Here is an 11,438-nt window from a genome sequence, read left to right on the forward strand (position 1 = left end):
CGGTGTGCTCTACTGGCATGTGCAAAAAGAAAGGAGTCTTGAACGATGGAAGGCAGAAAGGGCAGATCCGCCGGTTTTACCCTGATAGAGCTGATGATCGGCCTGTCTCTGGTCGCTCTGCTGCTGACCGTTGCGATTCCCAGCTATCAATCCCTGCGCCAGGAGCAGATGGTCAAGGCTGCCACCCAGGCGGTGTACACGGATGTGATGTTGCTGAAGTCCGAGGCGATCAAGCGCAATCGCACCCTGCAGTTCATCATCTTCAACAGCGGTACCAGCAATTGGTGTTACCGCATTTTTATTGATGGCAGCTGCAACAGTTGCAGCGATCACTGCTCCAGCATTGAGGGGCGCAAGGGGGCCGATGCCAGTGAATATCCAGGTATCAGCCTGGTCGCCAGCTACAGTGAATCGGCCAGCAACATCAGACCCCTGAGTATCTCTCCCAGAAGATCCTCCTTGACGGCGGGGAATATTGCCATCTCATCCGGTACCTACTCCATGCAGGTCAAGACCAACAATGTCGGGCGTGTGCGTACCTGCGGTGTCAGCAATGTCAGTGGGGTGCCTGCATGTTGAGAGCGCCAAGGGGATTCAATGTGGTGGAGCTGATGGTTGCCATGGTGGCAGGCCTGCTGCTGGTCGCCGCGGTGACATCCTTGTTCGCCACCATCCTCAGAGTGAATCAAACCTCCATGCAGGTGAGCCGCCTCAATCAGGAGCTGCAGAGCGTCACCGACATGATCGCCCGTGACGTGCAGCGAACAGGTTATGATCAGGGGGCGACAGCCTTTCTCGGCGCCGCATCGGGAGCCAGATCTCCTTTCTATTTCGATACCAGCAGCGATCTGATGAATGAGACGGTCACTGGCTCCAAGATTTATCGCTGCATCAGGCTGAAATACGATGATGATAACAACGGCGCTCTTGGGGCTAATGAAACCTATATCTACAGCTACGACAGTGCCGACAAAGGGGTACAGCTTGGCACTAGTTGCAGCACCGGTAGCCTGCTGAGTACCGACAATACCATCGAAGTTACGGATCTCACCTTCTCGCTGTTGAGTGGCAGCGTCTCGTCAGGTGCTCGGACGGTGCGGCTGAACATATCGGGCCAGTTCAAGGCCAACACCGCGCTCAAACTTACCCTGCAGCGTGATATCAAGCTGCGCAACGACGGGTATTGATGTCATGCAACGTCATCTTGGTTTTACCACCTTCACCGTTACCTTGCTGCTTACTGTGATGTTGCTGAGCATCTCGCTGCTGGTGGGCAAGCTGATGGTGTCTGACCGCCGTGTCAGCCTCAACGAAGTGCAGTATCGACAGGCGCTGGCCCTGGCCGAACTGGGGTTATCCGACGGGGTCGGCCGCTTGGCACAGGACGCAAGTTGGCGTAGCGCCAGCAGTGGCGTGTCGGTCACTGTGTCGGCCGGTACCTATACCCTGTTTGCGCTGGACGACACAGCCGTGACCGTGGGCGGGGTGAGTGTGACGCCGGTCAGGGTGCGTGCCCAGGCTACCCTGGTTGACAGTACTGCCAATGCCGATGTGGAGATAAAGACCATCAAGGTCAGCGTATTGGCGGGCACCCCGGCCGCCCCTCTGACGGTTGCCGGCGGCATGGCCGTTTCCGGTAACTTTACAGTGGTGGCCAATCCCAACGGGGGCGGGCCTGGCGTGCCGCTCTCCATCTGGACCAACGGTAATGTGGATCTGACCAATGGTTCCGGTCAGACCTGCCATCAGGGGGATTACAGCGGAGGGTGCAGTGCCTACATCAGCCAGAAGGGGGACAAACAGTCGGACATCAAGGACAACGATACCGCCTTCCCAAGCGACCTGGTCTGGTATCTGTTCAACGAGAATGACGATGCAACAGGGTGGGCCAATCTGGAGTCGCGGGCAGTGCAGATGCTGACCAATTGCGATTCGTTGTCGACCGCCTCCCGTGGACTCATCATCGTCGATGGGGACTGCAAGCCGGGCGGTTCGATCGGTTCGGTTGCCGCACCTGTGGTGCTTATCGTGCGCAACGGGGATCTGATGGTCAACGGCAACGCCACCCTCTATGGGTTGGTGTTCGCCTACTCCTCTACTCCCGTCACGGCTACCACCGATATCAGTCTGAAGGGGGGCGCCATCGTCAATGGCGCTGTGGTTGCCAACTACCAACTGGGCAAGACCGCCAACGGGACCTTCGACGCCAAGTACGACCAGGCGGTGCTGAGCAATATCGAAAACGGGGCCGCATTTCAGATCATTAATCTAGTGCCCGGTAGCTGGCGGGACTGGTAGGAGCGAACATGAAACAGCACAAGGGATTCGGGCTGTTGGAGATCTTGATCACCCTGGTTCTGCTCGGGGTGGGGGTGGCCGGGCTGGTGGCCATGTCGCGCGGGATCCTCGGGGCCTCCCAGGACGGTCGACGCTATGAGGTGGCGATGCGGCTGGCCGAGTCGAAACTCGATGATTTTCGTACCTTCAACGGCGTGGTGAGTGCCGTCTCTCCGCTCACGGCCTATAACAGCATTGCGGCGGGCACCAGTACCGTCACCCCCGCCGACGGCGGCGGGACCTATACCCTGAGCTGGACCGTCAACAACCAGTACTGGAATGGTACGGCCTGGCAGACCACGGCCCCGGCGGGATACCTGCAGTCCTATCCGGGTCGCAAGGTCGTCAACGTAACCGTCAGCTGGAGCGACAATGACGGGAATCCGATCTCGCTGTTATTGGCCGGCGCTGTATCACCGGCAGAGTCACTGGCCCAGAACCAGTTGAATGGCGGGCTCGATACCAGTCGCGAACCTCCCTAGGTAGTCTATACCCCGGGGGTGGCGCCGGACGTCATCTCCATCCAGATCGATCAGGAAGGGCGCAAGCAGGAGACCAGCAAGCCGCTGCCGACGGTGACCTCCAAGGATGGCACCGTCGGCAAGCTGGTGCAGTTCGAGACGGTCACCTACAAGCCCGACAACGGCGGCAACACCCAGCAGGTATTGCAGGATCTGGCCTCGGTCTCCTGCTCTTGCAGTTACGGCTCGAGCGTCAATGCCTACCTGCCGGGCCAGGCGATCCTGACCGACAGCAATCTGCTCTATTGGAGTGTGGGCTCCCAGGTCACCAAGCAGACCGGCATCCTCAACAGCAGCGTCAAGGATCAACCCACCCTCTGCACCAGTTGCTGCAAGAACCACTTCGATGGCAGTGGCAGCAGCTTTGATCAGTTCTACTCTCCGCTGCACACCAACAGGCAGCGCTATAACAGCTCGCTCACCTCGGTCAACAGTGGTGACTATGTGGATGCCTGCCGCTTCGTCCGGCTCGATGGCTATTATCGCCCTCTGCCCGAGTGGAACCTGATCAAAGTCATAGTGGCCAGCGCCGACTTCCTCGCCAAGACAGCCAATCAGACCAGCTACCAGAATTACATCAAGTACGTGGTCACCACCTACATCACCTGGCAGAAGAACACCCTCAACTGGACCGCGAACCCCACTGCCACGCCACCGACCATCACCGAGTTTGCCGACTGGTTGCCTGCCAACGCGGCGGCGGGGGGGGACACCACGACCAAGGTCACCATGAGCACGGGCACGGCCCAGCTGATCGCGCGCGGCATCTATGTGGATGTGCTCTCGCCCACCTATCTGGCCGCACTCGACCTGACCTCGCAGGATCTGCTGGCCAGAGTGCCATTCCAGGATATCAACCTGACCATGCTGGCCGAGTGGAGTCTGGAGCCCTTGAGTGGCCAGCTGACCGGCAGTGTCTCCGACTATGTGGGGGTGACCAACGAGACGGTCAAGACGGTGGTCGATCTCAACAACTACTACTTCGGCAGCTACAGTCGCGGCTACCTGTCTGCCAAGAAGAGCACCAAGGATGCCTCCAACGTGTTGCAGAGCGCGTCGATCAAGGTGACCGCCTATCAAGGCAACTCGGGGATCACCGCCTCGCTCATCTCTCCAGTGGATCAGAGTGAAGCCAAGAGCGCCAGCATGCCGGTGGCGATCGATACCAGTGCCCAAACCGTACCGACCCTGACCGTGTCGGGGCGGATCGAGTGTCTGGAGAAGGTCAGCAACAAGGACCCATCCCCCACGGCGTGCAACAAGAACACCTTCAACGGGTTGAGCGTGACCACCACCACCACGGGGGCCACCTGCCGTATCGACAAGCCCCAGGCCAACAACCAGCCAGCCACCTATGTCTGCACGGCGGCGCAAAACAGCAGTCTGGTGGTGAGTTTCTCTTACAGTGCCCAGGGCAACACCACCTATCTGCTGAAGCCGGCGTCGTTGAGCATCGCCATGACACCGCCCGCCAGCGGTCAGGTGATCACCGGGCCCTGTGGCCTGCTGGTGGACAACGGCGTGACCAATGCGAGCAGCCTGACTTGTACCCCCTGAGTCTTGGGCGCTGGCACAGCCAGCGCCTTTTCTTTATCATTCCCCATCATTTTCGAATTCAAGATGCATCGCCATGGCAAAAGCCCTCTCTCTGATGCTTGCCCAGTTGAATCTGACGGTAGGCGCCATCGAAGATAACTGTGACAAGGTGCTGGCGGCAGCCGCCGAAGCCGATCGGCAAGGCGCCGATCTGCTGGTCTGCTCCGAACTGGCCCTGACCGGCTATCCGCCGGAAGATCTGCTGCTGCGCGCAGATCTGATGATCCGGGTGGAGGCTGCCCTGGCCCGCATCGCGGCATGGCAGGGGGCTTGCGCCATTCTGGTGGGTCACCCCTGGCGCGACGGGGAGGCACTCTACAACGCCGCCTCCCTCTACGAGCAAGGCAAGCTGGTCGCACGCTACTTCAAGCAGGATTTGCCCAACTACGGAGTATTCGACGAGAAGCGCTACTTCACTGCGGCAACCGAGACCTGCGTGGTCCCCTTCCGTGGTCATCAGCTGGGCTTGCTCATCTGCGAAGATCTCTGGCAACCAGGGCCGGCGCTGGCCGCCAAGGCCGCTGGGGCCGAGCTGCTGCTCACCATCAATGCCTCGCCCTACGATCAGGAAAAACCCTGGATCCGCCGCGAGCTGATGATGGAGCGCTGCGATCAGACTGGTCTGCCGCTCATCTACCTCAACCAGGTATGCGGTCAGGACGAGCTGATCTTCGACGGCTGCTCCAAGGTGTTCAACAGCCAGGGCGAGCTGACCCACAAGCTGGCCCCCTTTGCCGAAGAGCTGGCGCTGGTGCGCTTTGCCGATGGCCAGCCGGTGAAGGAGCGGGAACCCGCCGCGCCGCTGGAACCCTTGGCCGAGACCTATCAGGCGCTGGTACTGGCGGTACGCGACTACGTCACCAAGAACGGCTTCCACGGCGCCGTGCTGGGCCTCTCCGGCGGCATCGACTCGGCACTGACCCTGGCCATTGCGGCCGATGCCATTGGCGCCGACAAGGTGCAGGCGGTGATGATGCCGTTCCGCTACACCGCCCAGATGAGCGTGGAAGATGCCAAGGAGCAGGCCGAGCGGATGGGGGTGGAGTTCAACATCATCTCCATCGAGCCCATGTTCGAGGGCTTTATGGCCCAGCTGGCGCCGCTGTTTGAGGGCACTGCCCGCGACACCACCGAAGAGAACCTGCAGGCTCGCTGCCGTGGTGTGCTGTTGATGGCGCTCTCCAACAAGCGTCGCCGCATCGTGCTGACCACCGGCAACAAGAGCGAGATGGCGGTGGGCTATGCCACCCTGTACGGCGACATGGCCGGCGGTTTCGACGTGCTCAAGGACGTCCCCAAGACGCTGGTCTTCAAGCTGTGCGAATACCGCAATTCCGTCGATTATGTGATCCCGCAGCGGGTCATCGACCGTCCTCCTTCGGCAGAATTGGCACCGGACCAGGTGGATCAGGACAGCCTGCCCCCTTATGACATCCTGGATGCCATCCTCAAGCGCTATGTGGAAGAAGATGCCTCCGTGGCCGACATGGTGGCGGAAGGCTTCGAGGAGGCGGTGGTGCGCAAGGTGATTCGGCTGGTGGATCTCAACGAATACAAGCGCCGTCAGGCGGCGGTCGGGCCCCGCATCACGGCCCGCAACTTTGGTAAGGATCGCCGTTACCCCATCACGTCCGGGTTTGGCAAACAGAACTGGTAAGGAGTCACCATGAAGAAGATTGAAGCCATCATCAAACCGTTCAAGCTGGACGATGTGCGCGAGGCCCTGGCCGAGATCGGCATCAACGGTATGACGGTATCCGAGGTCAAGGGCTTCGGCCGCCAGAAGGGCCACACCGAGCTTTATCGCGGCGCCGAGTACATGGTCGATTTCCTGCCGAAGGTAAAGGTGGAGCTGGTGGTGCAGGACGAGGATCTCGATGCCTGCCTGGAAGCGATCCAGAACACCGCCCGCACCGGCAAGATTGGTGACGGCAAGATCTTCGTCTGCGAGGTGGAGCGGGTCATCCGCATCCGTACCGGCGAAGAGAACGAAGACGCCATCTGACGGATGGCTGAGCCTTGTGATGAGCCAACGAATGGAGACTCGAGCCCGCTGATGTCCTGGATGCGCCTCGTTGCGGTGGCCGGCCTGCTGGCCGGTCTGACCGCCTGCAGTACCCGGCCGCCGGCCCAGCCGGAAAACCTGTGCCAGATCTTTCGTGAGAAGCCGGACTGGCACAAGGCGGCGCTCAAGATGAACGAGAAGTGGGGAACGCCTGTGCAGGTGGTGATGGCCATGATGTATCAGGAGTCCTCCTTCGTGCACGATGCCCAGCCGCCGATGCAGTATTTCCTCTTCATCCCGACCGGGCGGGCCAGCTCCGCCTACGGCTATGCCCAGGTCAAAGATGAAACCTGGGCCGACTATCAGCGGGAGACCGGCAACAGCTGGAGCGATCGCGATGACTTTGCCGACGCCATCGACTTCATGGGCTGGTACACTCACAAGGCCCAGCGGCTGAACGGCACCTCCAAGTGGGATGCGTATGGCCAGTATCTCAACTATCACGAAGGGTGGGGTGGCTATCGGCGTGGCAGCTACCGCAGCAAGGGATGGCTGATGAAGACATCCCGCAAGGTGGAGGCTCGCGCCCAGCGCTACGGCGCCCAGTATCGCCAATGCAAGGATCAGCTCTCCAGCGGGGGCTGGTTCTGGTAACCAAATCAGGAGTCAGAAATGCCGTTATTGGACAGTTTTACCGTTGACCACACCCGCATGGCCGCGCCGGCGGTACGTGTGGCCAAGACCATGCAGACCCCGAACAAGGACACCATTACCGTGTTCGACCTGCGTTTCTGCGTGCCGAACCAGGAGATCCTCTCCGAGCGCGGCATCCACACCCTCGAGCACCTGTTTGCCGGCTTTATGCGTGATCACCTGAACGGCAACGGGGTGGAGATCATCGACATCTCCCCCATGGGCTGCCGCACCGGCTTCTACATGAGCCTGATCGGTGCACCGGACGAGGCACGGGTTGGTGCCGCCTGGCAGGCCGCCATGAGCGACGTGCTGACCGTGCAGGAGCAGGGCAAGATCCCCGAGCTGAACGAATACCAGTGCGGCACCTACAGCATGCACTCGCTGGAAGAGGCCCATGCCATCGCCCGCCACGTGCTGGAGCGCGGCATCGGCGTCAACCGCAATGACGAACTGGCCCTGCCGGAAGAGAAGCTGAAAAGCCTCTGATCCTGGATGGCAAACATGAAAAAGGCCGGTCAATGACCGGCCTTTTTGCGTTTGGCGAGTTCAGGAGGGCAGCGGCATCACCCGGTTGCGGCCCAGCTCCTTGGCCTTGTAGAGCAGCTTGTCGGTGCGCTCGACCAGGCTGTCGCCTGTCTCCTGACCATTGTATTCACCCACCCCGAACGAGGCGGTGATGTGGTCGATGCGCCGGCCCGACTTGCGGTCCAGGATCGACATCTTCTCGATGGCCCGGCGCAGGCTCTCCGCCATCTGGCGGCTCAGTGCCAGGTTGCGCATGGGGAGCAGCAGGGCAAACTCTTCGCCGCCGAGGCGGTAGGCTGTGACGCCCTCCTTGCAGGTCTCCCGCAGCCGCTTGCTGAAGGCGCGCAGCACCTGGTCTCCCAGCAGGTGGCCATATTCGTCGTTGAAGCTCTTGAAGCGGTCGATATCGGCGAGGATCAGCGAGAAGGGCTGCTTGCTGCGCAGCAGGCTGTCTATCTCCAGATCGAAGGCGCGCCGGTTGAGCAGGCTGGTGAGGGCATCCTCATTGGCCAGCTTGCGGGTCTCGTTGAGCGCCTCGCGCAGCTCCTTGATCTCCTTCTCGGCGCTGCTGAGCTGGTTGCGAAAGTGCATGGTGGACATGCGCACGTCCCGCGACTCGCGCACCAGATCCCGCAGGATCCCCATGGTGTCCTCCAGGCTCAATCCCTCATCATCGATGAGGCTCAGCCGGTCGAAACTCTTGTCGAGCATCTCCTGAAACATGCCGGTATCCGAGATGGCATCCTGCATGGTGTGGCCGAGCTCGTTGGCCATGGCGGCCAGGTTGAGCTTCATCGCCTCCATCTGCTGCTCATCCTGGGCGGCGAGGTGCTGGTGATAGAGACGTTCGCAGGTAGTGAGGGAGCAGGTGCCCTGCAGCTTGATGGCCTGATCGATGGCCTGATTGAGCTCGGGCATGCTGGCCGCCACATAGTTATACCAAAGGGTGTAATTATCCGGCGTGGTGGGGATTTGATACTTGATCATCAGGGGAACCGCCTGCTTGAGATAGGCGGCGGATTGGGCGAACGAATCCTTGCTCATGAGTTCCATGTCTCATCATGACTGCAAACTGTGCATAGTATGACAGAGAGATTGGCCAAAAGGCAGTCGATGGATGCCATTCGCCCCCCCCTCCGATATAATGTCGCCGTTACCACCTACCCTAAGGCCTGCTTATGTCTCAAAAAGATCCTTTCCTCGAACGCGAGGCCGAAAAATACGAGAATCCGATCGCCAGTCGCGAGCTGATCCTCGACCTCATCAAGGGCCATGAAAAGCCCATGTCCCGTGAAGAGTTGGCCAAGGTCCTCAAGCTGACCGAAGAAGAGCCGCTGGAAGCCTTGCGTCGCCGTCTGCGCGCCATGGAGCGCGACGGTCAACTGGTCTTCACCCGCAACCAGTGTTACGCCCTGCCGGATCGCCTGAATCTGGTCAAAGGCTATGTGCTCGGCCACAAGGATGGCTTCGGTTTCCTGCGTCCCGAGGGTGGTGGCCCGGATCTGTTCCTGAACAACCGCGAGATGCAGCGCCTGATGCACGGCGACTATGCCCTGGTGCAGCCCACCGAGATCGACCGCAAGGGTCGCCAGGAGGCGCGTCTGGTGCGTTTGCTCAAGGCCCGCGAGGCGGACATCGTCGGTCGCTACTTCGTCGAGAACGGCGTCGGTTTCGTGGTACCCGACGACAGCCGCATCGGCCAGGACATCATCATCCCGGAAGGGGAGAACAAGGGGGCTCGCCAGAGCCAGGTGGTGGTCGTGCGCATCAATCAGCGCGCCACCGCCCGCTTCAATGCGGTCGGTACCGTGCTGGAAGTGCTGGGTGAAAACATGGCGCCCGGCATGGAGATCGAAATCGCCTTGCGTACCCACGGCATTCCGCACACCTGGCCCGAGGAGGTGACCAAGGAGGTTGCCGGTCTGGGCGAACAGGTGCCGGAGAAGGCCAAAGAGGGTCGTATCGACCTGCGTGCCCTGCCGCTGGTGACCATTGACGGGGAAGATGCCCGTGACTTCGATGACGCCGTCTTCTGTGAGGCCAAGCGCGGTGGCGGCTGGCGCCTGTGGGTCGCCATTGCCGACGTTTCCGCCTACGTGAAGCCGGGCACTGCCCTCGACATCGAAGCCTATCAGCGCGGCAACTCCGTTTACTTCCCCGAGTTCGTGGTGCCCATGCTGCCGGAGGTGCTCTCCAACGGCCTCTGCTCGCTCAACCCGCAGGTTGACCGCCTCTGCATGGTGTGCGAGATGACCATCTCCGCTGCCGGTCGCATGTCCGGCTACAAGTTCTACGAAGCGGTGATGAACTCCCACGCCCGCATGACCTACACCAAGGTGGCGGCGATCCTCGACGGGGATCCCAAGCTGCGCCAGCAGTACGAGCCGCTGGTGGGCCACATCGAGGAGCTCAACAACCTCTACAAGGCGCTCAAGCATGCCCGCCATCAGCGCGGTGCGGTGGAGTTCGAGAGCGAAGAGACCCGTTTCATCTTCAACGCCCAGCGCAAGATCGACCGCATCGTGCCGCTGGTGCGCAACGACGCCCACAAGATCATCGAAGAGTGCATGATCCAGGCGAACGTGGCTGCCGCCCGTTACATCGAGAAGAACGAGGCTGCCGCCCTGTTCCGGGTGCACGACCGCCCGGGCGAAGAGCGCCTCACCGGTTTCCGTGACTTCCTGGCCGAGCTGGGCCTGGAGCTCAAGGGGGGCCTGGAGCCCGAGCCGAAAGACTTTGCCGACCTGGCCGCCAAGTTTGAAGGGCGCCCGGATGCGGAGCTGCTCTCCACCATGTTGCTGCGCTCCATGCGTCAGGCCATCTATCAGGCCGACAACATCGGCCACTTCGGTCTGGCCTTGAAGTCTTACGCGCACTTCACCTCGCCGATCCGTCGCTACCCTGACCTCATACTGCACCGGGCGATCAAGTATCAGACCGCCAAGGAGCAGCAGGGCAACCTGCGCCACAAGTGGACGCCGAGCGGTGGCTACCACTACCAGCTGGAAGAAGTGGATCCGATGGGCGAGCACTGCTCCATGACCGAGCGCCGCGCCGATGACGCCACCCGTGACGTGGCCGATTGGCTCAAGTGCGAGTACATGCTGGATCACGTGGGTGACGAGTTCGACGGTGTCATCGCCAGCGTCACCGGCTTTGGCTTCTTCGTGCGTCTGGCCGAGATCCATATCGACGGTCTGGTGCATGTCAGCACCCTCACCAACGACTACTACCAGTTCGACCCGCTGCACCAGCAGCTGATCGGCGAGAACTTCCGCCGCCGCTACCGTCTGGGTGACAAGGTGCGGGTCAAGGTGATGGGCGTGAATCTGGATGATCGCAAGATCGACTTCGTGATGGTGGAAGAGCCCCTCAAGGCAACCGGCAAGAACGCCAAAGAGATGGCGCGCAAGCAGGCCGAGATCAAGAAAGAGAAGGCCAAGAGCGCACAGCGTCACGAAAAACGTAAAGAGGGCAAGGATCACGGCAAATCCGACAAGGGTGGCCGTGCCAAATCCAGCAACAGACGACCGGGCAAAAAAGCGCGCGACAAAGCCAAGGGGTAAGCCCTTCGGCCATGGCCTGGGTCCAGCGACCCGGGCTGAAGTCGTAAGGGGTTGATGGCCCCGGGTTATCTACTCCAGCGCCCGATAGTCCCGGAGACGAAAAAATCCGAACCCTGTTACCGGGGTTCGGATTTTTTATGGTCAGCGAAAGGGGGGGGGGGGACAGTTAGGGAAGGTGCGAACAAGGGGATC

At 60.8% G+C, this 11,438-nt stretch carries 9 protein-coding genes and 1 pseudogene; 9 read left to right on the forward strand and 1 reads right to left on the reverse strand.

The window, feature by feature from the left end; genetic code table 11:
* Nucleotides 1-45: 45 nt before the first annotated feature.
* The 8 genes and pseudogenes from CAK78_RS12215 (at nucleotide 46) to luxS (ending at nucleotide 7,641) form a co-directional block, all read left to right on the forward strand.
* On the forward strand, nucleotides 46-579 hold the full coding sequence (locus CAK78_RS12215) for a GspH/FimT family pseudopilin (protein WP_094697445.1): 534 nt from the start codon (nucleotides 46-48) through the stop codon (nucleotides 577-579).
* Nucleotides 580-599: 20 nt separating this feature from the next.
* On the forward strand, nucleotides 600-1,187 hold the full coding sequence (locus CAK78_RS12220) for a PilW family protein (RefSeq protein WP_094697446.1): 588 nt from the start codon (nucleotides 600-602) through the stop codon (nucleotides 1,185-1,187).
* Between the two features lie 4 nt (nucleotides 1,188-1,191).
* On the forward strand, nucleotides 1,192-2,298 hold the full coding sequence (locus CAK78_RS12225; RefSeq protein ID WP_094697447.1) for a hypothetical protein: 1,107 nt from the start codon (nucleotides 1,192-1,194) through the stop codon (nucleotides 2,296-2,298).
* A gap of 8 nt (nucleotides 2,299-2,306) precedes the next feature.
* Nucleotides 2,307-4,415 (forward strand): annotated as a pseudogene (locus CAK78_RS12230) (type IV pilus modification PilV family protein).
* A gap of 73 nt (nucleotides 4,416-4,488) precedes the next feature.
* On the forward strand, nucleotides 4,489-6,111 hold the full coding sequence (locus CAK78_RS12235) for an NAD+ synthase (RefSeq protein ID WP_094697448.1): 1,623 nt from the start codon (nucleotides 4,489-4,491) through the stop codon (nucleotides 6,109-6,111).
* A gap of 9 nt (nucleotides 6,112-6,120) precedes the next feature.
* Nucleotides 6,121-6,459: a nitrogen regulatory protein P-II gene (gene glnB, locus CAK78_RS12240; protein ID WP_005308848.1), complete on the forward strand. Its 339-nt coding sequence runs from the start codon at nucleotides 6,121-6,123 to the stop codon at nucleotides 6,457-6,459.
* Nucleotides 6,460-6,519: 60 nt separating this feature from the next.
* Nucleotides 6,520-7,113 (forward strand): transglycosylase SLT domain-containing protein, encoded by a 594-nt coding sequence (locus tag CAK78_RS12245; protein ID WP_272943021.1) that lies wholly within the window; start codon nucleotides 6,520-6,522, stop codon nucleotides 7,111-7,113.
* Nucleotides 7,114-7,131: 18 nt separating this feature from the next.
* Nucleotides 7,132-7,641, forward strand: coding sequence for an S-ribosylhomocysteine lyase (gene luxS / locus CAK78_RS12250; RefSeq protein ID WP_011704660.1), 510 nt, complete (start codon nucleotides 7,132-7,134; stop codon nucleotides 7,639-7,641).
* 60 nt (nucleotides 7,642-7,701) lie between these two features.
* On the opposite strand, the gene CAK78_RS12255 is transcribed toward luxS, so the two are convergent.
* Nucleotides 7,702-8,724 carry a GGDEF domain-containing protein gene (locus tag CAK78_RS12255; RefSeq protein ID WP_024942009.1) on the reverse strand — a complete coding sequence of 341 codons (1,023 nt, stop codon included), beginning with the start codon at nucleotides 8,722-8,724 and terminating at the stop codon, nucleotides 7,702-7,704.
* 134 nt (nucleotides 8,725-8,858) lie between these two features.
* Between CAK78_RS12255 and rnr the strand changes: the two genes are divergently transcribed.
* A complete protein-coding gene (rnr, locus tag CAK78_RS12260) occupies nucleotides 8,859-11,246 on the forward strand; it encodes a ribonuclease R (protein ID WP_094697449.1) in 2,388 nt (795 codons plus the stop codon).
* Nucleotides 11,247-11,438 lie beyond the last annotated feature (192 nt).

The organism is Aeromonas sp. A35_P (assembly GCF_002259925.1).
GTDB lineage: Bacteria > Pseudomonadota > Gammaproteobacteria > Enterobacterales > Aeromonadaceae > Aeromonas > Aeromonas dhakensis.